At 36.4% G+C, this 24,873-nt stretch carries 22 protein-coding genes; 8 read left to right on the forward strand and 14 right to left on the reverse strand.

Annotated features, from left to right (window positions below; genetic code table 11):
* Positions 1-397: 397 nt before the first annotated feature.
* The gene (locus ACFSUL_RS19615) at positions 398-1,954 is read right to left on the reverse strand and encodes an ABC-F family ATP-binding cassette domain-containing protein (RefSeq protein ID WP_377937812.1); all 1,557 of its coding nucleotides are present in this window, start codon (positions 1,952-1,954) and stop codon (positions 398-400) included.
* Positions 1,955-2,144: 190 nt separating this feature from the next.
* Between ACFSUL_RS19615 and ACFSUL_RS19620 the strand changes: the two genes are divergently transcribed.
* The 3 genes from ACFSUL_RS19620 to ACFSUL_RS19630 all read left to right on the forward strand — a co-directional run bounded on the left by ACFSUL_RS19620 (position 2,145) and on the right by ACFSUL_RS19630 (position 4,856).
* The gene (locus tag ACFSUL_RS19620) at positions 2,145-2,618 is read left to right on the forward strand and encodes a hypothetical protein (protein ID WP_377937814.1); all 474 of its coding nucleotides are present in this window, start codon (positions 2,145-2,147) and stop codon (positions 2,616-2,618) included.
* On the forward strand, positions 2,618-3,115 hold the full coding sequence (locus tag ACFSUL_RS19625; RefSeq protein WP_377937816.1) for a hypothetical protein: 498 nt from the start codon (positions 2,618-2,620) through the stop codon (positions 3,113-3,115). Before ACFSUL_RS19620 ends, ACFSUL_RS19625 begins: the two co-directional genes overlap by 1 nt.
* Positions 3,116-3,893: 778 nt before the next feature.
* Positions 3,894-4,856, forward strand: a complete 963-nt coding sequence (locus ACFSUL_RS19630; RefSeq protein ID WP_377937818.1) for a S8 family peptidase — start codon at positions 3,894-3,896, stop codon at positions 4,854-4,856.
* Between the two features lie 59 nt (positions 4,857-4,915).
* On the opposite strand, the gene ACFSUL_RS19635 is transcribed toward ACFSUL_RS19630, so the two are convergent.
* Positions 4,916-5,161, reverse strand: coding sequence for a YkuS family protein (locus ACFSUL_RS19635; protein WP_071414263.1), 246 nt, complete (start codon positions 5,159-5,161; stop codon positions 4,916-4,918).
* A 114-nt stretch (positions 5,162-5,275) separates the two neighbouring features.
* The gene (locus tag ACFSUL_RS19640) at positions 5,276-5,431 is read right to left on the reverse strand and encodes a hypothetical protein (protein WP_377937821.1); all 156 of its coding nucleotides are present in this window, start codon (positions 5,429-5,431) and stop codon (positions 5,276-5,278) included.
* Positions 5,432-5,630: 199 nt separating this feature from the next.
* On the opposite strand from ACFSUL_RS19640, the gene ACFSUL_RS19645 reads away from it, so the two are divergent.
* Together ACFSUL_RS19645 and ACFSUL_RS19650 are read left to right on the forward strand one after the other, a co-directional pair.
* Positions 5,631-6,065 (forward strand): ferritin-like domain-containing protein, encoded by a 435-nt coding sequence (locus tag ACFSUL_RS19645; RefSeq protein WP_071414264.1) that lies wholly within the window; start codon positions 5,631-5,633, stop codon positions 6,063-6,065.
* Positions 6,066-6,203: 138 nt separating this feature from the next.
* Positions 6,204-6,812 carry a YczE/YyaS/YitT family protein gene (locus ACFSUL_RS19650; protein ID WP_377937823.1) on the forward strand — a complete coding sequence of 203 codons (609 nt, stop codon included), beginning with the start codon at positions 6,204-6,206 and terminating at the stop codon, positions 6,810-6,812.
* Positions 6,813-6,894: 82 nt separating this feature from the next.
* On the opposite strand, the gene ACFSUL_RS19655 is transcribed toward ACFSUL_RS19650, so the two are convergent.
* From ACFSUL_RS19655 to ACFSUL_RS19665, 3 genes are all read right to left on the reverse strand, one after another.
* On the reverse strand, positions 6,895-7,377 hold the full coding sequence (locus ACFSUL_RS19655; protein ID WP_377937825.1) for a GNAT family N-acetyltransferase: 483 nt from the start codon (positions 7,375-7,377) through the stop codon (positions 6,895-6,897).
* A gap of 160 nt (positions 7,378-7,537) precedes the next feature.
* The gene (locus ACFSUL_RS19660; protein ID WP_071414266.1) at positions 7,538-7,864 is read right to left on the reverse strand and encodes a YnfA family protein; all 327 of its coding nucleotides are present in this window, start codon (positions 7,862-7,864) and stop codon (positions 7,538-7,540) included.
* Between the two features lie 336 nt (positions 7,865-8,200).
* Positions 8,201-9,250, reverse strand: a complete 1,050-nt coding sequence (locus ACFSUL_RS19665; protein WP_377937827.1) for an ATP synthase beta subunit C-terminal domain-containing protein — start codon at positions 9,248-9,250, stop codon at positions 8,201-8,203.
* A 194-nt stretch (positions 9,251-9,444) separates the two neighbouring features.
* Between ACFSUL_RS19665 and ACFSUL_RS19670 the strand changes: the two genes are divergently transcribed.
* Together ACFSUL_RS19670 and ACFSUL_RS19675 are read left to right on the forward strand one after the other, a co-directional pair.
* Positions 9,445-10,401, forward strand: a complete 957-nt coding sequence (locus ACFSUL_RS19670; protein ID WP_377937829.1) for a glycerophosphodiester phosphodiesterase — start codon at positions 9,445-9,447, stop codon at positions 10,399-10,401.
* An 83-nt stretch (positions 10,402-10,484) separates the two neighbouring features.
* Entirely contained in the window at positions 10,485-11,564 is a 1,080-nt protein-coding gene (locus ACFSUL_RS19675; protein WP_377937831.1) for an FUSC family protein, read from the forward strand.
* 254 nt (positions 11,565-11,818) lie between these two features.
* Here ACFSUL_RS19675 and ACFSUL_RS19680 read toward each other — a convergent pair whose 3' ends face one another.
* The gene (locus ACFSUL_RS19680; RefSeq protein ID WP_377937833.1) at positions 11,819-12,979 is read right to left on the reverse strand and encodes an acyl-CoA dehydrogenase family protein; all 1,161 of its coding nucleotides are present in this window, start codon (positions 12,977-12,979) and stop codon (positions 11,819-11,821) included.
* 258 nt (positions 12,980-13,237) lie between these two features.
* Positions 13,238-14,695 (reverse strand): alanine/glycine:cation symporter family protein, encoded by a 1,458-nt coding sequence (locus ACFSUL_RS19685; protein WP_377937835.1) that lies wholly within the window; start codon positions 14,693-14,695, stop codon positions 13,238-13,240.
* Between the two features lie 233 nt (positions 14,696-14,928).
* Between ACFSUL_RS19685 and ACFSUL_RS19690 the strand changes: the two genes are divergently transcribed.
* Positions 14,929-15,180: a small, acid-soluble spore protein, alpha/beta type gene (locus ACFSUL_RS19690; protein WP_377937837.1), complete on the forward strand. Its 252-nt coding sequence runs from the start codon at positions 14,929-14,931 to the stop codon at positions 15,178-15,180.
* A gap of 459 nt (positions 15,181-15,639) precedes the next feature.
* Here ACFSUL_RS19690 and ACFSUL_RS19695 read toward each other — a convergent pair whose 3' ends face one another.
* The 6 genes from ACFSUL_RS19695 to ACFSUL_RS19720 all read right to left on the reverse strand — a co-directional run bounded on the left by ACFSUL_RS19695 (position 15,640) and on the right by ACFSUL_RS19720 (position 24,662).
* Positions 15,640-17,421: an ABC transporter ATP-binding protein gene (locus tag ACFSUL_RS19695; protein WP_377937839.1), complete on the reverse strand. Its 1,782-nt coding sequence runs from the start codon at positions 17,419-17,421 to the stop codon at positions 15,640-15,642.
* The gene (locus tag ACFSUL_RS19700) at positions 17,408-19,144 is read right to left on the reverse strand and encodes an ABC transporter ATP-binding protein (protein WP_377937841.1); all 1,737 of its coding nucleotides are present in this window, start codon (positions 19,142-19,144) and stop codon (positions 17,408-17,410) included. The genes ACFSUL_RS19695 and ACFSUL_RS19700 overlap by 14 nt, the downstream gene beginning before the upstream one ends.
* A gap of 197 nt (positions 19,145-19,341) precedes the next feature.
* On the reverse strand, positions 19,342-21,540 hold the full coding sequence (locus ACFSUL_RS19705; RefSeq protein ID WP_377937843.1) for a beta-propeller domain-containing protein: 2,199 nt from the start codon (positions 21,538-21,540) through the stop codon (positions 19,342-19,344).
* A gap of 421 nt (positions 21,541-21,961) precedes the next feature.
* Positions 21,962-22,411 (reverse strand): threonine/serine exporter family protein, encoded by a 450-nt coding sequence (locus ACFSUL_RS19710; RefSeq protein ID WP_377937845.1) that lies wholly within the window; start codon positions 22,409-22,411, stop codon positions 21,962-21,964.
* Positions 22,412-22,426: 15 nt separating this feature from the next.
* On the reverse strand, positions 22,427-23,176 hold the full coding sequence (locus tag ACFSUL_RS19715; RefSeq protein WP_377937884.1) for a threonine/serine exporter family protein: 750 nt from the start codon (positions 23,174-23,176) through the stop codon (positions 22,427-22,429).
* Between the two features lie 232 nt (positions 23,177-23,408).
* Positions 23,409-24,662 (reverse strand): ATP-binding protein, encoded by a 1,254-nt coding sequence (locus tag ACFSUL_RS19720; protein ID WP_377937847.1) that lies wholly within the window; start codon positions 24,660-24,662, stop codon positions 23,409-23,411.
* Positions 24,663-24,873 lie beyond the last annotated feature (211 nt).

The following is a 24,873-nucleotide window of genomic DNA, read 5'->3' on the forward strand; positions in this document are numbered from 1 at the left end:
TGATTAGCTCTTTTAAAATAAAACTTGAATTAACGTTGACGTTTTGCTTTGTTCAGTTTTCAAAGTTCAATGTTTCTGCCACTTTTCAAAGCGACTAAATCATCTTAACATTTTGTTTTTCTGTTGTCAACCTCTGCATGAAAATAATTTATTTAACTAACTATTTTCTTCGCTCGTATCGGCGACGTATATAAATATATCACCCTTATTCGCAGAAGTCAACTTATATAACGATAAAAATTTATATAATTAATTATTTAAACTAAACCAGTTCATTTATTCTACCTTCTCTTATTACAATTATCTATTAAAAAACCTTGTATACGCATATTTTAGTTTCCTAAGAAACAAAAAGAGCAGCCCCTTACAAAGGCTAATAGGGCTACTCTTTTTCCTATTAAAATACTTTCGTTGTCCACGATTCACAATTCCATATATCTGTTGCTACTTCTTGATAGAATTCAGGTTCATGGGATATGAGAAGGATACTACCTTTAAATTCTTTAAGGGCACGCTTTAGTTCTTCCTTTGCATCAACATCTAAGTGGTTTGTCGGCTCATCGAGTACAAGCAGGTTTGTATCACGGTTGATTAGCTTGCAAAGACGAACTTTTGCTTTTTCTCCACCACTTAATACAGAAACTTTGCTTTCGATATGTTTCGTCATTAGACCGCATTTAGCCAGTGCTGCACGTATTTCATATTGTGTGAAGGACGGGAATTCATCCCACACCTCTTCGATACAGGTGTTTTGGCTCGACGTTTTCATTTCTTGTTCAAAGTAACCGATGTGAAGATAATCCCCCTGCTCCACTGTTCCTGAAATTGGCTTGATTTCACCTAATATGCTTCGAAGCAAAGTTGTTTTTCCAATACCATTTGCTCCTGTAAGAGCGATTTTTTGTCCTCTTTCCATTCGCAAGTTCAGCGGCCTTGAAAGTGGTTCATCATACCCTATTACAAGGTCCTTTGTTTCGAAGATGACTTTACCAGCTGTTCTCGCTTCTCTAAACCGAAATTCTGGTTTTGGTTTTTCTGCAGCTAATTCGATAACATCCATTTTATCGAGTTTCTTTTGACGGGACATTGCCATGTTTCTAGTAGAAACTCTTGCTTTATTACGAGCAACAAAATCTTTCAGTTCGGAGATTTCTTGCTGTTGTTTTTTATATGCTGCTTCTAGCTGCTGTTTTTTCATTTCATAAATCTTTTGGAACTCTTCATAATCACCTGTGTAACGGTTAAGTTCTTGGTTTTCCATATGATAAATAAGGTTGATGACACTATTCAAAAACGGAATATCATGGGAAATCAAGATAAATGCATTCTCATAATTTTGTAAATACCTTTTCAACCATTCGATGTGCTGTTCATCTAAATAGTTTGTCGGCTCATCAAGTAAAAGGATATCTGGCTTTTCTAATAAAAGTTTGGCAAGCAGTACTTTTGTACGCTGGCCACCACTTAGGTCATGAACATCACGGTCGAGACCAATATCGTCTAATCCTAAGCCGCGGGCAACTTCCTCTACTTTTGCATCAATAATGTAAAAATCATTATTTGTCAGGGCATCCTGTAATGTCCCTGTTTCTTCTAATAGTTGTTCCAATTCTTCTGGAGAAGCGTCTCCCATTTTTCCGAATAGCTCATTCATTTCAGCTTCCATGTCGAATAAATATTGAAATGCTGTTTTTAATACATCACGGACGGACATTCCTTGCTTTAAGGCTGCATGCTGATCAAGGTAACCGACTCGCACACGCTTAGACCACTCAACTTTTCCTTCGTCAGGTTCCAGTTTTCCAGTAATGATATTCATGAACGTTGATTTTCCTTCACCATTCGCACCAATTAAACCAATATGTTCTCCCTTTAATAAACGGAAGGATACATCATTAAAAATAGCTCTGTCGCCAAAGCCATGACTTAGATTTTTTACAGATAAGAGACTCATATGTTAACACCTTTTCTTTTCATAATTATTCTTTCTATATTATATAGGGTTTGAAAGCAAGTCGATAGGGGTGGAAATATTTTTAAGAGAAAAACAAGATATTCTTAATTTTGCAGCGGACTATCCAATGATGGTTAGCATATTTCCTTATCAAAAAACAAATAATAGAGAAACATTAAGGAGGGTAATTATGGGTTTTTCCATCTTTTTTTTAGTAGCATTTCTTATTTCCGCGACCTTTGTTGTTATGAAAAAAGAGTTATCAATTGTAGAAAATACATTTGTATATATGGTGATACTCGCTATAAGTATTAATGCATCATGGATTGTAGATGAAGAGTTAAAACTCATTAACGTATCAGAGGATTCCGTAAAATACGCAGTTTTTTTACTTATCCGTAGTGTAATTACACCAATGATACTAGTTGTTCAATTAAATATGCTCCAACGCTTTAATACGAGGGTTCAGACATTTTTAGTTACAGTTGTTTCCTTAAGTACACTCGTTTTACTTAGAGGATTGTCTTCTTATTTTGATATTTTACATTACTCAAAATGGAATCACGGCTTTGATGTTATCTATTTTGCACTACTCCAGCTTATAGCTTTTTACTCTTATAAATTCATTCATAAAATAGGTGAACGTGAGGTGAATTACTTATAATGTTATTTGAAAACTTCGATAAAAACGAAATTGGTATTTTAATTATGATTATTATATCTTTTTCTGCATTGTGGATTCTCCCAAAGAGATTACCTCGCAGTATCGCACTCTTAAGTTTGTTATGGGGATTAGCGAGCGGAATGTTGTTTGACTTTACAATAGGCGGAGGACAAATGGATTTTTATAAAGTGAATGACTCACAACACTACGAATTATTCGATTTTTTCTATTATGTTTTATTTACTCCTTCTAGTTATTTCTTTATATATTTTTATGAAACACTTCATATTAATAAAAAAACATTTATATGGTATGTAATTGGATGGAGCCTTGTTGGTTTAGGAGCTAATTGGCTATTAACATTATTAGATATTATTCATTTTCAAAATGGCTATGTTCTTTCCTATTCATTCACTGTTTTCCTACTCATTCAAACTACGACTGGCCTTTATTATGAACTAATTAAATCCAAACAAATACTTAGTAAGAAATACTAAAATTTACGCTTTAAATCTCTCATTAATACATAATAAAAAGAGGCTGGGACATAACTAAAGTACTATCCCCTAAAGACGAACAATGTCAGGTTAAATTGTTTAGTAATCACTGTTACACACCGCTGTTGATTTCCGTGTCAAGACTTCGCTTTCCGCGGGCGGTCGGTGAGCCTCCGAGAAAAGCGGAAGCGGCTCGTTTTGCTCGCGAAGAAAATAGGGAAATACCCAAAAGGCGCTTTTTGCCTTTAGGGTATTTCATCTTTTTCATAGCGAGTTAGCCGCTGGAGCTAGACATGCGCTGCGCTCTTGCGGGGTCTCACCTGTTCCGCTTTTCCCGCAGGAGTCTTCGTCTTGCACTCCAATCAACAGCTAGAACAAGTTAAAAAGAACAACAAGTTTTATGAAGACTTATAAAAAAAACGAACTAATTCGCCTTCAAATGAAAGAATTAGTTCGTTTTTTTATTCACCTAGAGCACATTTGTCCCAGCCTCTTTTATTTAAAGGTCCGTCCCTCAGTGCGTTAAGGCATGAAAGGTTTGTGCTGTATGTTGATTTAATAACTTAGTTCTCAACGGTGATGTATGCTTTATTGGAGAGAGATCATCAGCTAATTATCCCTACGCAACTATTTGTTCCCCACTATTAACGTACTCATTTCTATTATCTATACGTTTTTTCCCTATTGATTTTATCTACCTATTACTTACGTCTCTAGCAAGTCTATTATTAATATGATATATTTTCTGAAGATTCAAATTAATTAAGGAGGGTTCTTTATGGTAAGTGAAATTCGTTTAATTCCATATCAAACGGAGGAAATTTTACTCGATTCTAATGAAGTCCCTAAAGGTGTTGAGATGGTCCAAGCTTCTTCCTTGTGGGAAAAGGGATTTAAAGGGAAAGGAATTACGATAGCCGTACTCGACACTGGTTGCGATTTAGAACATCCAGATTTACAAGGACGAGTGATAGGAAAACGCAACTTTACAGATGATGATAATGGAGATCCAGCTATTGTGACAGATAAAAACGGCCATGGTACACATGTCGCTGGAACAATAGCAGCTAGTAAAAATAACGTTGGGGTAACTGGAGTAGCACCTGAGGCAGACCTTTTAATTGTCAAAGTGTTAGGTGGGCAAAATGGAAGCGGTGCTTATGAATGGATTGTGAACGGCATACAGTATGCTATTGATCAAAAAGTCGATATCATTTCTATGTCCTTAGGGGGGCCTCAAGACCATAAACCTCTTTATGAAGCAATAAAAAAAGCGGTATCTAAGGGGATATCTGTTGTCTGTGCTGCAGGAAATGAGGGGGATTCGAACGACTCAACAGATGAGTTGTCTTATCCTGCTTGTTACAATGAGGTCATTTCGGTAGGAGCCATTGACCTAAAACGAAACTCTTCATACTTTACCAATTCAAATAATGAAGTCGATTTGGTTGCACCTGGTGAAAATATCCTTTCTACTTATCCAGGTCAAAAATATGCAAAATTAAGTGGTACCTCAATGGCAACACCCCATACTTCCGGTGCATTAGCACTTATCAAACAATTTGGTCAACACGCTTTTGATCGCCAACTTTCCGAAGCAGAGTTATACGCACAACTCATTAAAAGAACCATCCCACTTGGGAATGCAAAAACACTAGAAGGCAATGGGTTACTTTATCTTACAGCACCTGAATTGCTAGAGGATCATTTACAAGAAAAGGAAATTACCCTAATGAGTTAAAGCCCTATATGATAAAAAAGCTCGGTCATCAAGGAATTCCTTGATGACCGAGCTTTTCATTATAAAAGTTTACTTTCCACTTGCTGACAAACTTCATCAGCATTTAGTCCATTTGCTTCAATGACGGAACCTTGAATTGATACATCTTGCATTCCCATTACGTTGGAATCAAGGCCTGTAACGACACAGCAATCACACCCTTGAGCGTCTGCTTCCTGTTTAAGCTCTACAACATCATGTCCTTTTTCCCGTAATGCTTGAACAACATTTGTTAAAGATTCTTCTACACCTATTCTTTTACCCATTTATGACAACTCCTTCGACTAGTTCTAGTGGCAATGTTTCCACTTTCAAATTATACCTATAGCATTTTCATTTCTTTCAGTAGATATGCACTCTTTTCTTTCTAATTAAAAGAGTTATTTTTTATTTACTTGCTTCCCGCTTTTTTTCTGACTTTGAGATTTTGCATTTCCTATTTGTACATCCTCGCCAAACTCCACATCATTCTTTCCTTTTTGCTTCGCAAGTTGTTTAGAAGTTTGATCCCTATCTTTTTTTCCTTGTTTGGACATAGTAGAAAACCTCCTCTTATTTTCCCGAAAAAAACGGGTCCATTGGTTGCTGCTCACTATTAGTACATTGTTAGCAGAACACTACAAGATATAGGATTCCCGTTTTATAGTAAATTTATTTTTAAAATTCCTGTTTATTTTAGTGTTGATGGGGTATTTATTAACTAAAGACAAATTTAAAAAAAGGTGGTTTTTTATTATGGATACGAAATTAAAAGAATTAATTGATGGGTTAAATGAAGATTTAGCAAATGAATATGCTGCCGCAATTATGTACACAAACTATGCAGCTGTTGTAACTGGCTTATACCGTCAAGTACTTAAACCTTTCTTCGAGGAAGAAATCCCCGATGAACAAGGACATGCTTTATATTTAGCGGAAAAAATTAAAACATTAGGTGGGGAACCTACTACAACTCCTGCTGCTGTCAAACAAACAAGTAATGTGAAAGAAATGCTTGAAGAAGGTCGTAAAGCAGAAGCGGAAACGATTAAACGATATACTGCTCGAAAGGAACAAGCATCTGAATTAGGTTATACGGAATTAGTCGTTAAGATTGAAGATATGATTGCAGACGAAACGCATCATTTAGAAGAGTTTGATCGTATACTTCAAGATCCAGCTTTTAATTAATAAGAACCAACGGACTGCTGACATGCTCAGCGGTCTTTTTTTATAATCTCTCGTTTAAGCTCTTTAAAATTACTTCTAATCGGTTATCGCCTATCATAATCTTTAAAAGACAAGCTATATGAAAATAGGTGGGGAATAATGATGCGGGTGAAGTTGGCATTTTTTTCATTTGGTTTACTTCTTTTAACTGCTGGGATTTCATTGATTGTTAAAGGAAATTTGGGCGCTGCTCCTTGGGATGCTTTAGCAATTGGGGAATCACAACTATTTCATCTTTCCATTGGGATGTGTATTTTTATTAATGGCTGTTTATTAATTATTGTAAACTCTATTTTACTTAGTGAAAGAATTGACTTTTTTGCAGCACTTTCCATTTTTTTAATTGGGATGCTCGTCAATTTTTGGATTAGTTATGGCTTCATAAATATATCTCCATCAGGTTTATTAGAACAATTCTCTTTCACGATGATAGGAATTATTATGCTGGGAGTAGGAATTTCTATTTATTTGCAAGCACGCCTCCCTTCAAGTCCTATGGATACCTTCATGGTTGCACTACATAAAAGATTCGGTTTAAATCTTAACAATGCTAGGTTATTAACCGAAGCAATTGCTGTTACTTTGGCTGTCATTTTTCAGGGAGCTGTTGGTGTTGGAACATTCCTCGTTGCTTGCACACTAGGCTTTGTTATTCATTTCTTTTACCCCATTATGGAAAAAATTTATGATAGATGGACGTTTAATTAAGTTTTCTATTCTCCCTCAGTCTTGCTTTGTCTAAAAGGTTTCTATGGTAGACTTCCTATTATAGAAACCTTCTATAGACATTTTACTCAACTGAAAGTAACTGCTTTGACATAATAACATTGGTCGGTTCAAATCCTATTTTGTCGTAAAGCGATAATGCACCTTTATTATGAGCAAATACATGTAGGGATAGTTTAGGTATTTGCTTTTCTTTTACGATTTCTTCTAATGCTTTAATAGCCTTTTCCGCATAGCCTTTGCGTCTGTGTTCCTTATAAACTAAAAGGTCATAAATAAATGCTTCTTTCTGAGAACCATGGAGCTTTGCTGCATACCATATATGTCCCACTTTTTCTTCCGTACCATCTTCTACTATAATAAATAACTCATTATTTTCACTGTCTTTTCCATTTGGGAGCAATTTTTGAAATTCTTTCTTCGAGTTTTCAAGTGCTTCTTCTTCTCCCCAATTACCCGATGCTGCTTTTTCCTTTGCATAACTTTCTATAGAGTATTGAAAAAACGATTGAAAGTCGCCCTCTGTCATTTTTTTTAGTTTTACCAAAGTAGTCCCTCACTTTCTCATTTCAAGAGGCTTAAGAACGCAATCACTAAAAAGTGATTACATGCCCCCGCTTAAGTTGCTTGAAACCTTTCCATCCCAGCATCCTCTACATGTCTATTCTCCATTATGCAATGCAATTCCTTTACCTTTTTCAAATTAACTACTGCCTTGGTCCCCAAAGAATAACGGAAACACCTATTAAACATATAGCTGCTCCTAGCCAATCATATAAATCAGGGGCTTTCTTATCAATTCCCCATCCCCAGAAAATTGCCAAAATGATAAATACTCCTCCATAAGCAGCATACACCCTTCCAAAGTCAGGAAACTTTTGCAACGTTGGAATGATTCCATATAAAACAAGAATAATCGCACCTATAATTCCATACCAATAAGGCTGTCCCTCTCGTAACCAAAGCCAAATCAAGTACCCTCCTCCAATTTCCGCTAGTCCTGCTAGTATAAAAAGAATAATGGAATTTACTATATTGAACACCCCTAGTGAATAATACTTTTCTATTGTTATTTTAAATAAAGATTTCTTTTAAGAACAGAGATGCAATAGGAGTTCACTTATATACTGCTTTACTTAATAGTGACTAGATGCAGGTTGACCCATTTGTCTTTATTTAGATTGACTTCCCACTTCTTTCAGTTCCTCCTCCGTTCTTGGTCAATTTCCTGTATTAAACACTCTCTCCTAAAATTCATCCTAATTCCACGTACTAAAATAGGCTGCCGCAACCCCATCACAGCAACCTTCAACATAATTATTACGTTTCTTTGAGTATAATTCTATCAAATAATTGGGTAGTTGAACTCCTTAATTAATTTTCCCTTTACATAATAGCTCAGAAGGGTCAGTGTCATCTAGTTTCCCTTCTAAAATTTTCTCCGCCCCGCTAATGGTGTCTTTTAATGCTACATACTCTCCAACTTTTTTTGTAAATGGCTCTGCTACAAAAAACGGTTGACTACAGAATGCTTCTAGAAGTTCCCCTCTTTTATATAATGCTGTATCCGCTTCGGAAATGTTCTCCATCCCGATTGTATTTGCGAGAACTCTTACTTCTCGGTAACGGCGCAAAAGCTTCCTTGCTTTACGCTGAATCGTCAGATGATTATTTTCTAATAAAGCATCTTCTTGTAGTACGGAAGTGGAGAACACGGGATGAATTGCAGGATATATGCGTCTAGCAATTAGATCCATATCGAAATAACATACTGTATCTAACAGTCCATAAGAATCCTCTTCATCCACTACCTCACCAGTCGGATCAAACAATACTGTTGTAATATCAGGAAAGCCTTCACTTTCTAATTTTTCCCGAAGCTGATACAGTTCACCTGTAAGAACAAAAGAACGATCTACTGCTAATAGAATATTATTTTTGTCCTCAACAAGAGAAACAGATGCAACAGTGTCATCAATAGTATGACAGCTATTATCAACAGTTTGATCTACATCATCAAGATTAGCAGTATTATCTTTAGGTGTCAGAAGTATCGTCGTATACTGTTTTTGTTTTAACCTATGCACTAGTTCAGAAAGTACAACGAGTTGCCCCATTTGCGCACGGGCAACAAAACCTGTTACTCCTCCTTTTACAATGGGGGCAAACAAATCAATCACTTTAATTCCTGTTTCCAGCATTTTCAAACCACTCCCTTGAATAATAAGGTCATCTATGGTGCAGTTTGCTAAGTTGGCTAGTGCTACAATCGTTTTTACTTCCGCCTTACCGACTGAAATTTTCCCTGTACATAAATTAGAAACCGTGGCAGGTCTTAAACCAACTGACTTGGCAGCAGAAGTCAAGTTAGGAACTCTACGCCGTAATAATGAAACATTCAACAGTAAATCATCATTCATATTAACCCCTCCCTTACTTTAAAGAGTAATATATTTTACTTTAAGAAGCAACAATATTTTTCTTTTAAAAGTAATTATTTTTCTCTACAGCGTAATAAACTTAATGAGAATTATTAGCATAAAACCCTTCCTCCACTAATAAATTTAAGAACAGGCTGTATCTAAAGAGTTGTTTTACAAGGAAGGTTTTTGAAATGAATTTACTCCCTTTTTTTAAACAAGAAAAAAAACTCATTCGGTCCATTAGTAATGTCGGGCTTGCATTACTAGTCATTATTTCCTTTGCATGGCTAGGTTATTGGATGCCAACAAAAGGCATAGAGGAAAAACCATTTTTTGAAAATAAAAAGGATGGTCCACTTGTGATTGCACACAGAGGTGGAGAGTCATTAGCACCTGCTAATACAATGGCAGCTTTCGAAAATGCAGTGGAAATGGATGTTGATGTTATTGAAACAGACATTCATATAACAAAGGATGGACATTTAGTTACCATTCATGATCCTACTGTAAACAATACTACGGATGGCCAAGGAGAAGTCGCGGAATACACGTTAGAAGAACTACAAAAATTAGATGCCGGCTATTATTATAGAGATAGAAATGGAGAACACCGTTTTAGAGGAAAAGGCGTTTATATCCCTACATTAGAAGAAGTCTTTCGTTCGTTTCCTAATATGAAATTTAACATAGAAATAAAATACGATAACCCTCCAGAAAGGATAAAAGAGATAGTAACTAAATTATACTCCCTCATTAAAGCGTACAACATGGAGGAAAATGTGCTCGTCTTTTCATTTGATCAAAAGATTATTAACTCGTTTAAAAAATACTCTCACGATGAAATAGCCGTCCAAGGTGGTACAAAAGAAGTGGAAAAATTCATGGTTCTTCACTCATTATTTTTAAGAAACTTGTATACACCTAAAGCAGATGGGTTCCAACTTCCTCTAAAAATAGATGGGTATGATCTATCCACAAAAAGAGTTATAGAGAATGCCCATCGCCAAGGCTTACGGATTCACTATTGGACCATTAATGACAGAAAAACAATGAAGGAGTTAATAGAAAAAGGAGCAGATGGAATAATTACAGACCGACCAGATCTGCTAATTGAGGTATTAAAAAAGATGGGATACAATAGAAAATAGCTGATTTTTAGGACTCCTTTCTTATCATCGCAGTCTCATTTATAATAACAAGATAAACCAATTTTAAAAAGAGGGTCTATATAGTGCAATTGTTTAAACACTTTCGTTTCGTGGGAGGAAGGGTCGTTAAAACAGGGATTGCCGTTTTCTTAACAGCCCTTGTTTGTGATCTATTGGATTGGCCGGCCATGTTTGCCGTTATCACTGCTATCGTGACGATTGAACCTACTGCAACAGATTCGATAAAAAAAGCGTATATCCGCTTTCCCGCTTCTGCCATCGGTGCTCTTTATGCGGCTTTTATCGCTCACTTCCTTGGTGATCGTCCTATTACGTACACGCTGGTTGCATTAGCGACAATCATCACTTGCTACAAATTACACCTAACTGCCGGCACATTAGTAGCAACATTAACAGGGGTCGCCATGATTTCTACCATTCAAGAAAATTACATTACAGATTTTTTTGTCCGATTAGGAACAACAACATTAGGACTGACAATATCTTCGGTGGTCAATATTTTCGTGCTTCCTCCCAATTATTCAACGAGAATAGCTAAAAACATTAATAGTTTATTTGTAAAAACCGGAAATGTATTGCATAGAAGAGGAATAGAGATATTACAAAACAAATCCTTGCACAAAGAAACAAAAATGATTTTTAAAGATATTCAAAGAGAATTGGAAAAAACAGATACATTATGTGAATACCAAAAGGAAGAATGGAAATTCCATCGATCTTCCCGAAAAGATGTTCGAAATTTTCATTATGAATACAAAAAGTTAAATACGTTAAGACAACTACTTTTTCATATTGGAAACTTAATTTATCTCCCTGCCCAGGATTACTCTTTTACAGAAGTAGAAGAGAAAAATATTCTAACTGCAGCTCAATCGATGCGGGGCATACTTCATCACCCTTCTTTTAACATGGAAGATCATCATTATGTATTAATGAAAAAACTGCTAGAAGAGTTTTGGGACGACCCCCAAGAACTTAATAAACAGAAATTCTCAAATGTTCGACATCATTTTACTTGTGAGACAGTACTGCTTTATGAGCTTCTCTCTATTCATGATCTTTTAGAGGAATTAAACCAAATTCATTCTCTTGAAATGCAGCGTGAGAAAGTATTGGAAAAGTCTCGTTCCCACCAACAGTAGATGAAAAATCACCATTAAAAATGGTTAGATAAAGTGAAGTCTCAATCAGTGGAGGGATACTGCCCGTTACTACTATATAAAAAGAAACACATCCTTTTTTTCGCAAGGATGTGTTTCTTTTTATCGGCTGTTTTCTAAAAGATTGTTGCTTTTAAAAACATAGAGTCAAATGGATTAGAGAGGAAAGGAACAGTCCATTTCTCACAAACAACAAACTTTATGAAAATAGCCTTTCAATAAAGATTAAATTCTCATCAATCAAGTGCATTTTTTGCTAGCGCATTAATGACAATATCATCCATTGGTGGATTATGAAGACCCGCTCGAACGTCACGATAGTAACGTTGCATCGGATTCGAACGGAAAAGGCTTCTTGCACCGACAATTCTCATTGCAGTATCTACGACATGAAAAGCACTGTTCGTTACAATATGCTTAACCGAAGAAAGTTCAGCAGCCATTAAAGAACGTTTTTCTGGTTGTTTATCCCACTTATCGGCAATAGAGAATAGTATTTGTCGCGCTTTGAATAATTCAAGTTCTATTACCCCTATTTTCCTTTGCACTTCAGGGACATCTTTTATTGGTCCAGGAAGGCTATTAGGTGCGTAGTTTTTCGCAAATTGAACAGCGTAGTTTCTCGCTGCAACAGCAACCCCTAAATAACAAGCAGGAATATGCAGAAGCCATGCGCTAGGCTCCGTCTTTCTTCGTTTATCCCGATCTCTTTCCACCAAAGCATCTTGCTCTAAAACAACATCTGTAAGAACAAGATCATCACTTCCTGTTCCTTGCATGGAAATGGTATCCCAAGTATCTTCTATTGTTACACCTTGTTGATTATGATCCACAAAGAAAAATCCTTTTTCATCTGATTCACCAATTCTTGCTGATACAAGAGAATAATCAAGAACCTTAGCCATGGAAGTAAAGTTCTTTCTGCCATTTAGGACCCATTTATCCCCCTGAAGCATCGCTTGCGTCTCGGGCATCCCTCCTCTTGTCGGACTCCCCGTTGCCGGTTCAGAGGCAGCACGATTAATTAATGCCTTTTCTGTCATGACCTTTTCACAAAGCAACTTAAATTTCTCTTCTTCCCATGGACGACTACCAGAAAGCTCCATTAATCCTCCAAGATGCCAGCCAATAGAAAGTGTCGTGCCTGCATCTCCTTGTGCCAACCGTTCTTGAATCATAACAAACTCATATAAACTTATCTCTTCCCCGCCATATTCTTTAGGAACCGTCAGTGTCACATATCCTGCCTTCTTTAGATCAGCGAAGTTTTCAAACGGAAACTTGCCTTCTCTATCATAGGCCTCCGCGCGTTTTTCAAACTGGTCAGCTAATGAACCCGCAAGCTCAAGTAATTTTCTCTGACGATCATTTTGTATAAAAGTTTCATATATATCCAAAGCGTAAAGTTCATCCTTTCTTTTCAAACACCCTTTTACCGTAACATTAGGATATTCTTTTTAGCTAATACTATTATGATAATCAAACAAAGCACCAATCTCAAAAATAATGCTTAATTTTGGAAATGGAGAATTGGAAGTGGATTAATTAGAAGAGACAAACTTTTCCTAGAAAACAGAAGTTTCATAAAGCACAATAGAAAGATCCTTACAAATCAAAAGAAAGCAGCCACAATAATAGCTGCTTCCTTTCTTATATTACGAAACGTTTTCTTTGTCAGGTGATTTGTATTCTTCTTCCCAGTATTCAGCATTTTTAATTCCAAGTTTAGCGGAATTGAAAACTGGATCAATCCCCTGTTTCCTTTGCTGCTCATAATCTTTCAGTGCCGCTAAGGCTGGTTTTGCCAAAATGACAATCGCTATCATGTTAAGCCATACCATGATTCCGAGGCCGATGTCTCCCATTGCCCACGCAAGGCCTGCTGTTTTAACAGCACCGTAGAAGGTTGCACCTAATAAAACAATTTTTAAAATAAACATCGCGGGCTTGCTGTTTTTCCCTTTTGTTAAGTAAGCAATATTTGTTTCAGCGATATAGTAGTAGGCCATAATTGTTGTGAAGGCAAAGAAGAAAAGAGCGATAGCGACAAACCCTGATCCAAAGCCAGGAAGCACGGACTCAATTGCTGCCTGTGTATACCCTGGTCCCGCCTCTACATTTTCTAAATTATTAACAATCATTGTTCCATCTGGAGCTTCTGTGTTATAAGAACCTGTGAAGAGAATCATGAAGGCTGTCGCAGAACAAACAAGCAATGTATCAATGTAGACTGAAAATGCTTGCACAAGTCCCTGCTTTGCTGGGTGGGATACTTCCGCTGCAGCTGCAGCATGAGGGCCTGTACCTTGACCTGCTTCATTGGAGTAAATACCACGCTTAACGCCCCAAGAGATTGCCATACCGACAATTCCCCCGAATGCGGAATCTAAAGCAAATGCACTTTTAAATATTAGAGCAAGAACCCCGGGTACTTCAGTAATATTGAAAGCAATAATTACTAGTGCAAGTATTACATATGCAATTGCCATAAATGGTACAACATAAGAGGCAACATTAGCAATACGTTTAACTCCACCAAAAATAATTAATCCGATTAAAACAACAAGGATAATACCTGTAACAGTAGTGTTAATTCCAAATGCATTCTCCAAACCAAGTGCAATCGAATTCGATTGAATACCCGGCATTAACAAACTCATTGCAAGCAATGCTGAAATTGCAAAAAGTACAGAGTACCATTTCCAGCCAATTCCTTTTTCAATATAATAGGCTGGCCCCCCACGATACTCACCATCTTGCTTTACTTTATAAATTTGAGCAAGTGTTGATTCGACAAATGCACTACCTGCTCCAATAAAAGCAATTGCCCACATCCAGAAAACAGCTCCCGGCCCACCAAATGCTATTGCCGTTGCAGTACCAGCGATATTTCCTGTACCGACACGACCTGATAATGAAAGAGCGAGTGCCTGGAACGATGATACCCCTGCGCTTGAACTTCCTCCTTTAAATATCTGCCTTATCATGTCCGTAACAAGTCTGACTTGTAATAGACGGGTTAACACTGTAAATAATAGCCCAATTCCTAAACACAAATAAATCATTGGCTGAGACCACAATACCCCTACTAACCAACCAACAAACTCTTCCAAAAAATTTCCCCCTTTTGTTCATATTTGTCATACTATTCTAAATTATATATCCAAAGACACAATTTAGACAACTTTTTTTAACAATTTTATTGACTTTTTAATAATACATAGATATAAACTCATTGGTAAATTAGCACATACAGGAGGATTTTTTTAAAATTGGGCAACTTAAAATTAAGGCTATAGTAACAAAAATAATTTTAACTATATGCAATGTGAGGAGGAATTATTTCATGACCCGAAAAAATAAAATAATTGTCCCAGAAGCAAGACAAGCATTAGATCAACTTAAAGCAAAGGTCAGTGGAACGGACGACCCTAACCAAGCAAAATTTGAAATAGCACAAGAACAGAATGTACCATTGCAAAAAGGGTACAACGGGAAATTAACATCGGAGCAAGCCGGGAAAGTTGGCGGAAATATCGGCGGAAACATGGTGAAAGAATTAGTGAGAATGGCTCAGGAAAATTTGAATAAAAATTGAGTTGATAACTTTATACCAATACCCTTGTTCCTTTTAGAATTGCAGTATTTTGTGTCAGGAACAAATTAGCAATTGCTTATTAAACAAAAAAACTAGAAATTGTTAGCATAAAAAACATGGAGGTTTGACATTTTACATTATTATGTATACAATAAAGATTCAACTTGTAACATTAACGATAAAAACGAATAGATAATTGTAATTCAATATTTGTTTTTTTATTTCAACTTAATCACACTGGATCGGCTTCGGAGCCGTAAGGATGTAAGAGAGGTAGGGCTTACGTCGTTTAGGTTTTCAGACGACAATGGAATTGCCCGCGGCTGTAATTTATCTATAACGTTCGACAATATATAATGATATTTACTTGTGATGTTGCAAGTTACGAAAGAATATTACCCGTTTGAAAACGGGAAAAGGTGAACTCGAAGGAATCGAGTTCACCTTTTTTATTTTTATTCAGCCTATCTCTTTTAATTGGCTATGAAAAAGTTCATAATAAAACCCTTCCTCTTCAAGTAGAGACTCGTGCGTACCATTTTCGATTACTTTTCCGTCATTGATTACCAATATCTGATCCGCCCGCTGAATTGTATTAAGCCGATGTGCGACAACGATGCTCGTTCTATCTTTCATCAACCTTCCTAGTGCTTCTTGAATTTTCACTTCTGTAACCGTATCAATACTGCTCGTTGCTTCATCCAAAATTAATAATGATGGGTCGGAAAGTATTGCTCGAGCAATTGAAAGCAATTGTTTTTGTCCCTGACTTATCCCGCTCCCTTCCTGCTTTAATACAGTGTCATACCCATTTGGGAGTTTTTCAATAAAGGTATGAGCATTAGCAAGCTTTGCAGCCTCTTCTACTTCCTTATCCGATGCAATCAATCTGCCATATCGTATATTTTCACGAATGGTACCTTTGAAAAGGTACGAGTCTTGGAGTACGAATCCCATATGTTCACGCAATTTTTCTCTGCCAATATTTTGAATATCTCGACCGTCTACTAAAACTCTTCCACTGTCAATTTCGTAAAATCTTGACAGGATGTTCGTAATGGTCGTTTTCCCTGCACCAGTTGGCCCGACTAATGCTAATGTTTCTCCTGGTTTTATCGTAAAACTCACATCTTCAAGTATTTTTCCATCTACTAAATTATAAGAAAAAGAGACATGTTGAAACGTAATCTCCCCTCTAATAGAAGAAATATTTTCTACTCCATGGTTCTCTATCCCCTCTACTTCTTCATCTAAAATATGGAAAACTCTTTCTGCCCCGGCAACCGCTGATAAAAGCGTGTTGAATTGATTCGCAAGCTCGTTCAATGGACGAGTAAACTGTCTTGCATACTCGGCAAAAATAACAATAACCCCAATGGTAATCATCCCGTTTAAGGCAAATATTCCTCCAACTCCTGCAATAATCGCAAAGCTCACGTTATTTAATACGTTCATTAACTTAGGAATAAACCCAGAGTATGTATCAGCCCAGTATCCGGCGCGACGCAACCTTTCATTCTTCTTCTCAAGCTCTGCCTTTACCATTTCTTCTCTTGAAAAAGTTTTAATTATGCTATGTCCAGAAATCGTTTCTTCAATGAAGCCATTTAAATCCCCAAGGTTTTGCTGGTACTCTTTAAATAACCGTCCAGTTCTATTGGTAATCCATCGTAATCCAAAAAACATGATTGGAATAACGGTAAGTGTAATAAGCGTTAAAAGTGGGCTAAGCCACAGCATAACAGTGACTGTTCCTATTAATGTAAGTATGCTCGACAGAATCTGGATAAAAGAACTATTAAGTGTTGAACTGACATTATCAATATCATTTGTCACCCTGCTCATTAACTCTCCATGCTGACGCCGGTCAAAAAACGGAATAGGAAGTTGATGAAAAGTGTGAAAAAGATCCTTCCTTAACCTGTATACGGTGTCCTGTGAGACCCTAATCATCCAAATATTTTGAAGCCAAATAGATAGAGAATGAAAAATATAGATAACGATTAAACTTCCGATTAACACAACAATACCGTTCCTATCTTTTGTAACGATAAAATCATCAATAGCCATCCCTACTAAGAACGGTCCTAGTAAACTTGCAGCTGAACTTATCATAACCATAACGAGAACGGACAGGAGCAACCCTTTTTTATAAGACAAATACTTCCATAACCGTTTCAACGTCCCTCTTGCATCTTGGACTTTTTCTCTTTTCCCTGGGTCCCTACTATGCCTTGACATGACTGTCCACCTCCATACCAAATTGAGATTGATATATTTTTTGATAAAGAGAGGAGTTCACTAGCAACTCTTCATGACTTCCTTCGGCTATTAGTCTGCCACCTTCCATCAATAAAATTTTATCTGATTCTAATGCAGTACTTACTTTTTGTGTAATAATGATGGTTGTACATGTGTATCCTTTTAATGCTTTTAATAGTTTCGCTTCTGTTTTTAAATCCAATGCACTGGTGCTATCATCTAGTAAAAGAAGCTTCGGCTGACGTATAAGCGCACGTGCAATAGATAGACGCTGCTTTTGTCCACCTGACAAATTGATCCCTTTTTGCCCTAAAAGAGTGTCATATTGGTTAGGCAATGTCTCGATAGTTTTATCTATTTGTGCATCTTTAGCAGCCTTTATAACTTCCTCCATCGTCGCATCTTCTTTTCCCCATAAAAGGTTCTCTTTTATACTTCCTGAAAAAAGAAGCGGTTGTTGTGGAACATATCCTATACTTTTCCTTAATGAGTCTGAAGTTATGTTTTTAACATTTTCACCATCAAGCAATATCTCCCCTTGTGTCACATCATATAGACGAGGAATTAGCTGAAATAATGAAGTCTTCCCTGCCCCTGTCGCTCCCATGATTGAAACCGTCTCACCAGGGCGAACAGCAAAAGATACATTGTGCAATATAGTTGTTTTTGTGTTAGGGTAACGAAAACAAACATTCTTAAATTCAATTAATCCCCTTGTAACATGATGCTTAGCATCTACTTCTTCCTCTTCCAATAAGTCTACCTCCGTATCTAATACTTCGCCGATACGGTTGGCAGATGCTCGAGCCCGCGAAAAGCTAGTAATAATGAAAGAAAAAACAGAGAAGATAGAAGAAATCCGCGTAACATACGTCACAATAGCTACCACTTCCCCTACTTGTGCTCCACCTGTACTTACTTCAAAACTTCCATACCATAAAACCACCAAAATAACACCATTCATCACAAGCATTAAAATCGGCATAATAATTTCCATAAAATTCAAAGCAGCCGTCGTTCTAAATTTCGCTTGCCTGTTTGAATGTTCAAAGCGCTTCTCTTCATAATCCTTTCTTATAAATGCCCGGATCAGTCTCATCCCTGCTAAATTTTCTTTTACGACGTTATTCACGCGATCGAGATTCTCCTGCACAAGTTGAAAAAGACCCCATCCTTTTTTTAACACCCAAAACAAGAATACCCATAAGAAAGGTATTACAACGAGGAGTATCAATGATAATTTCGCATTAACAAATAAAGCCATAATCGTAGCTCCAATCACAAGTAATGGAGCCCTTAGCATAATTCTCAAACTCATAAAAATAGTATTTTGCACTTGCTTAACATCATTCGTCATTCTTGTTATCAAGGAAGACGCAGGAATCTTATTAAAAGTTGCAAAGGAAAAGGACTGAATCTTATCATACAAACTTTTTCTCACATCAAAACCAAACCCCTGACTTGTATGGGCAGCTAAAAATGAATTCGACAGACCTGCAATAAATGCAAGAAGCGATATTCCAACCATTATCCCTCCCCATAGCATGACAACCGAAAGATCTTCTTTCACGATTCCTTCATCTATAATTTTTGCCATAAATAATGGATTCAGTAACTCCACCGCAAGTTCAACTAGCATGAGTGCCCAAGCGACGCCAACCGCTACCCGATAAGGCTTTATATATGTAAATATTTTCGACACTCTTTTTCCTCCTAAACCTTATTAATTTTCATTTTATTAAAAATTAAAAAAACTATATATTCACTATCATATCTCTTCTTTTTAGATCTTTTAAATAATATGTATCGTTAAAATTTGATTATTACCATCCTAAGGTTAAATCTATCTACAAAACAACAACCCCGAGCGCAAAAATAGGGTTCGGGGTTGTTCTATAATTATTGTAATTTTACTGAATTCATTTTTTTAAATTCTCCCATAGTATAAACAGCCACTTCCCTATTCGATATCGTATAAACTTTATCTTTAATATAAATTAGTCGTTGAATTTGGTTTGCCCAGCCTTCACCTGGAGACAAACCAGTTCCTTTTGACTCGTCAGCTAATTTCGCTTTACTTACTATACCGTTTTCAGGCGTTATCTCATACATCAGTGCCCCTTGAAAACTAAATGTTTGTTCCATGTCACTACCTTCTTTGTTGTTGTATATGGAGACTGGAAATCCATATAAGTTATCTTTGGGATAATGAAACAGTGCCTTATGATCAGCTAATAATGGAGAATGGGTTCCTCTCCCTCCTATTACTTCCGTATCGATTTCTTTCGGATTTGTAAAATCAGTTACGTCAAACAAGGAGATTTTCATTCCACCTCTTATCAGTAATGGCTCTTTATTATTTCCATTTTTATCTTCTACGACCTTTGTATCCACCCCAAAACCGATTAAGTGGTTTTCATCTATTGGGTGAAGATAGGTACTAAATCCAGGTATTTTAAGTTTTCCAAGTACTTTTGGTTGTTCAGGCTTTGATGTGTCAATGACAAATAACGGATCAACTTGTTTGAAAGTCACAACATAGGTTTTGTCTCCCATAAAACGGACAGAGTAGATTTGTTCCCCACGCGCAAGCCCCTTAAGACTTCCGACTTGTTGCATATTTTCATCTAAAACAAACAGGTGATTGGCAGATGGTTTTTCTTCATTCCAGACTTTCCCCTCCGTCGTTGCTACACGAAAATATCCATCATATTCATCCATTGAAAATTGATTTAACACAGTACCTGTTACTTCTCCCCTTGTATCAAATTGAACACCTGTGCCATTTACCGTAAATTTATAAATCTCTGTGTTTGGTGCTGCCCACTCCTTTTGTTTTTCTGTTGTGTACTTAGTAACAGCTATATAAAGATTTTCCTTTGACATATACAGTTGATTGCCACTACCTAAGTAGGATTCGACTTTGAATTCTGAACTATCGTCATTTATGTCAAGTGAACCAATCAATGTAAAATTTGTTTCTATCGATTGGGGCATGTACTTGATTTTGTTTAGTGCAATTGGCTCTAAATGGTCGCTTTTTTCACTATCATAAATTTTTGGACGAAGGTCGGTTTCTCGTTCTTCTTCCAATTTCCAGTAATCCGGGGAGTGGTTCGCTATAAGATAGAGATTTGAATCAATTTGTCTTGCTGATACAAAATGTCCTTCTAAGCCGATTTCTCTTACTAGTTTTGGTTTTTCTTGATTTGTAATGTCATAGACGAAAGCCTTTGTCACTCCCTCAACAGGCATTATCGCTATATTGGGGCTAGCCTGCGATTTCTTATGGGGAACAGGTTCACCCCATGAGTTTCCAATAACAATTAATTTGTCCTTTTGGAGGAACAATTGTCTTGGTGAAAAGTTTTCCTTTACTGTCATGGATGACACTACATTTAATTCTTCAGCTGGTAATGCTTTTGTAATGACCAATTTTTGTTCTTTAAGTTGATAAATATATTCACCGTCTGTTTTTACTATGTCCCCTTCAACTACATCTTCTACTTGATTATTTGTTTGTGAAAATCCTTCATTGGAGGACTTAGCGGTTTCTGTCTGATTAGCATTAGCGGATGATTCACTCATTTCTGCATTTTCTTGTCTAACCAAAGGGAACGTGCTACTATTTTCCTTTTTCATCACTTCTTTAAAATAACGAGTAAGCTGATTCTTTGATTCGATTACAGGCAATGTTTGTTTTACAGCAAATTCTATCTCCTTATTACCTTTAACGGAAAAACCAAATGTAGATTTAACATTATTGGAAATATGCAGGGTGAAAAATTCGTTTTCTAATGGGTACCCTTCTTTAGGTGCATGAATAAGGAGACTTTCTTGATTCTCCTGTAATTCAAGTGTTACGGGTACTTTCTTTCCAGAAGAGTCCGTAACAAAAACATTTTCTTCGTTTACGGTTTCTTTCTTGATTGGTCTTGAAAATTGTAAATTCCACGTTTTATCTGCTAACACTACCGGTCTATCCGCAATCTTTATTCCAGCACTGACAGTCGGCTTTTGTATATAATAAACAAGACCAAATCCAAGAATAAAGAGAATCACAAGACTAACTTTCAGATAGGGACGATGACGAAACATAGTTTTTCCTCCTAAATAGATAGAATTTGAAAAGAAACATTGAAGAATGGACGATGGGTTAGTTAGTGTCGAGATGAATGGTACGATTTCCTTAAAACCTTTACCAATTAGACGAAGTAGTAATACGAAGGTTACAGTTTGTATTGAAAGAAGTTGTACTAAAAAGAATAGTATTTACGCCCTTATACGTTTTGAGAAGAATGCTATAAAATAAAAAAGACCATCATGGCCTTTTTTATTTAGGGTATTTTCTAAAAGATTGTTGCTTTTAACAACAACTAAAAATTCAGAGTGGATTGGAGCGGAAGGCACTTGACTCCTGCGAGATATAGAGGAAAGCAAGTACCTGCAGCGGAAAGGAATGGTCCACTTCCCATAAACAACAAACTTTACAAAAACAGCTTTTATTTAAAACTGGATATTATAACTTAGCTTTCGGGTTAAGCTTTGCATTCCGAATAATTTGATTAATAACTTCCGAGAAAATTAACCCGACAGCAATGCTCCCTGAAATCATAAATGCCTTTGCAGCGAGGTTGATTGCGGCATTGTAATCATTTTCGACGAAGTTCCGCATTGCATCGTATGCGATGCCACCTGGAACTAACGGAATGACACCTGCTACACTAAATATAATGACAGGTGCTTTATACACCTTTGCAAAAATTTGACTTATAACCGCCACAACAAAAGAAGCCACTAGCGTCGCAAGAATCGTATCATACTCATACATAACCAGGATGATATAAATAATCCAGCCGAACATTCCAACGACTCCACATTTTATTAGCGATCTCTTCGGGGCGTTAAAAATGATACCGAATGCCGCTGCTGCAATAAAACTTGTGAGTAATTGTTCTATGTATATCATTTGCTTGCCCCCTTTTTACATTATCATGAACACAACGGCTATCCCTGTTCCAATTGCGAAAGCAGTCAGAAAGGCCTCTGCTCCTTTGGACAGACCTGATACGAGATGACCCGCCATTAAATCACGAACAGCATTCGTAATCAACAGTCCAGGAACAAGCGGCATAACAGAACCAATAATAATTTTATCTAGTTCTTGACCAAGTCCTAAAGAAACAAAAATAAAAGATAGCATTCCGATAAAAAAAGAAGCCAGAAACTCTGCAAAGAACTTAATCGGTACTACTCTGTGAAAATAAATTACACTAATGTATCCAACGCCTCCAGAAACAAGTGCTGGGAGGAAATCATTCCAGTCTCCTTGAAACATAATAAGAAAGCAACCACTTGAAATTGCAGCAGCAAGAACTTGTGTCAAAAAAGAATAAGATAAATTTGCTCGTTGTAAATCTTCCAATTCGTCATAAGCTTCATCAACCGTTAGTTCTCCCCCGCTGATCTTTCTTGAAATATTATTCACTAGCACTACCTTTTCCAAGTCCGTTGAGCGTTCGTTTATTCGTATTAACTTTGTTTTTGTTGGCTCTGACGTTTCAATCGAGAAGATAATTCCCGTAGGTGTCACATAGCTATGAGACTCCCTTATTCCAAAGGAAGCAGCAATTCGCATCATTGTGTCCTCTACACGATATGTTTCCGCACCACTCTGAAGCATAATTTTTCCTGCTAAAAGACATACTTCCATCACGTCATAACGATAAATCATTTTTTGTTCCAATAGTATCTCTCCAAATATTAGCCTAAGTAGACTATAGTTTAATGGAAAATAGTCGATCATAGCAATTTATTTTTTGACAAATGTAAAAATAAACCTAAACCACTTGAGGTTTTTTCCATAAAAAAAGCCGATTCAAACTTTGTTGTAGCAACCGCTCGTAGTGAACAACTACTACCTCAGAAAAAGAATCAACTTAAAAAGACCATTGCAAATTATAATCTTAGACGAGCGGAAATTCAATAGTAAATATCGTACCTTTCCCTACTTCACTATCTACTTTTATTTTCCCCTTCATCGCTTCAACTACTCTAAAGACAACCATCATACCTAGTCCCGTTCCCTTTTGATCTTTCGTTGTAAAATATGGTTCACCAAGTCTAGCTATCTGTTCTTTTGTCATACCACAGCCTTTATCAGATATTGTTAACAAGGCATGGGTATTATGCCTCTTCATCTTTATCGATAATTTCCCCCCTGACGGCATAGATTCAATTGCATTTTTAGCAATGTTAAGTAAACATTGTTGCAACTGCGCCTCTTCTCCTTTGACTGCTGCTTGAAACAAAGCAAGTTCAATTTCGACACTGTTCATATTGGCTAATGGTTGAATAATAGCCACTGTTTTATCTATTTGCTCTTCCAAATCTAATAACTCAAGCTTTTCGGGAGCTGGTTTTGCATAGGTCAAATAATCCCGAACAATTCCTTCTGCTCTTGATAACTCATCTAATGCAAGGTTTATGTATTGCGTTTTTTTCAGATCTGTTTCCTGTTCTTTTAACAGCTGAAGAAACCCATTAGTTGTTGTTAGAGGATTGCGAACCTCATGAGAAATACTTGCGGCAAGGTGGCTAACAATTTCCAGCTTTTCTGAATATGCAATTCTGTTTCGCAAATAGTTTGTATTACAGATAGCCTCAACAAGGTAAACAATGACCCCCATCGCTATTAATTCTGCAAGTAATATAGGAATAAAGACAAAGGTCCAAGTGTTTGGTAATTCATAAATATACTGACAGGATATAAGCAAAATAACCGAATAAAGTACTACTAAAGAACAAGCTGTAAAAAGTTTATTTCGAATTCTCATTTCCATGAATCGCTTAGATAGGATTGCGGAAAAAATCCCTAGGAACGATAAGGTAATAATAGTAATTCCGATCCCTAGCCCTCCAAATAGAAGGCGGTAACCAATAGTTAAGAAAAGTAGGCTAATCGCTACCACTGGTCCACCATATAATCCACCAATGATAAAAGGAATTTCTCTAAGATCGTAAAAGTAATTATCCGTAATTTTCACAGGAAAGGTTATGCAAAGAAAAATGGAAATGAATGCAAATAAAAAAATTAATATTTTAAAAGGTTTTTCATCATAATTCAACATTTGTTTTTTTACAAGAAAAAATTGAAACACTAATAACGTTGTTAATATGTAAAATAGGTTTGGTAGTAACTCCATATAAATAGATTTCATCTATTTCAACAACTCACAATTCGACAGGATATACAATAATTGTAATGGATACAACACGAGAAGAAAACATCAATGTTTAATTTTTTAGAAAATTTATAAATTAAGTAAAAACAATCCTCTTGCATAATGAAAGTACTTAACGAATTATCTAGCCGAACAGAGCACCAAATAATGTAAATCGGTACTCTGTATCGGTCAACTTAGAGAAGCT

Source organism: Bacillus seohaeanensis (assembly GCF_042684945.1).
Taxonomy (GTDB): Bacteria; Bacillota; Bacilli; order Bacillales; family Bacillaceae_B; genus Rossellomorea; species Rossellomorea seohaeanensis.

Excerpts from the sequence above, each read along its gene's own strand:
- ACFSUL_RS19615 (WP_377937812.1), bottom strand. The coding sequence starts at position 1,954 with ATGAGTCTCTTATCTGTAAAAAATCTAAGTCATGGCTTTGGCGACAGA.
- ACFSUL_RS19620 (WP_377937814.1), top strand. The coding sequence starts at position 2,145 with ATGGGTTTTTCCATCTTTTTTTTAGTAGCATTTCTTATTTCCGCGACC.
- ACFSUL_RS19625 (WP_377937816.1), top strand. The coding sequence starts at position 2,618 with ATGTTATTTGAAAACTTCGATAAAAACGAAATTGGTATTTTAATTATG.
- ACFSUL_RS19630 (WP_377937818.1), top strand. The coding sequence starts at position 3,894 with ATGGTAAGTGAAATTCGTTTAATTCCATATCAAACGGAGGAAATTTTA.
- ACFSUL_RS19635 (WP_071414263.1), bottom strand. The coding sequence starts at position 5,161 with ATGGGTAAAAGAATAGGTGTAGAAGAATCTTTAACAAATGTTGTTCAA.
- ACFSUL_RS19640 (WP_377937821.1), bottom strand. The coding sequence starts at position 5,431 with ATGTCCAAACAAGGAAAAAAAGATAGGGATCAAACTTCTAAACAACTT.
- ACFSUL_RS19645 (WP_071414264.1), top strand. The coding sequence starts at position 5,631 with ATGGATACGAAATTAAAAGAATTAATTGATGGGTTAAATGAAGATTTA.
- ACFSUL_RS19650 (WP_377937823.1), top strand. The coding sequence starts at position 6,204 with ATGATGCGGGTGAAGTTGGCATTTTTTTCATTTGGTTTACTTCTTTTA.
- ACFSUL_RS19665 (WP_377937827.1), bottom strand. The coding sequence starts at position 9,250 with ATGAATGATGATTTACTGTTGAATGTTTCATTATTACGGCGTAGAGTT.
- ACFSUL_RS19670 (WP_377937829.1), top strand. The coding sequence starts at position 9,445 with ATGAATTTACTCCCTTTTTTTAAACAAGAAAAAAAACTCATTCGGTCC.
- ACFSUL_RS19690 (WP_377937837.1), top strand. The coding sequence starts at position 14,929 with ATGACCCGAAAAAATAAAATAATTGTCCCAGAAGCAAGACAAGCATTA.
- ACFSUL_RS19695 (WP_377937839.1), bottom strand. The coding sequence starts at position 17,421 with ATGTCAAGGCATAGTAGGGACCCAGGGAAAAGAGAAAAAGTCCAAGAT.
- ACFSUL_RS19705 (WP_377937843.1), bottom strand. The coding sequence starts at position 21,540 with ATGTTTCGTCATCGTCCCTATCTGAAAGTTAGTCTTGTGATTCTCTTT.
- ACFSUL_RS19710 (WP_377937845.1), bottom strand. The coding sequence starts at position 22,411 with ATGATATACATAGAACAATTACTCACAAGTTTTATTGCAGCAGCGGCA.
- ACFSUL_RS19715 (WP_377937884.1), bottom strand. The coding sequence starts at position 23,176 with ATGATTTATCGTTATGACGTGATGGAAGTATGTCTTTTAGCAGGAAAA.
- ACFSUL_RS19720 (WP_377937847.1), bottom strand. The coding sequence starts at position 24,662 with ATGAAATCTATTTATATGGAGTTACTACCAAACCTATTTTACATATTA.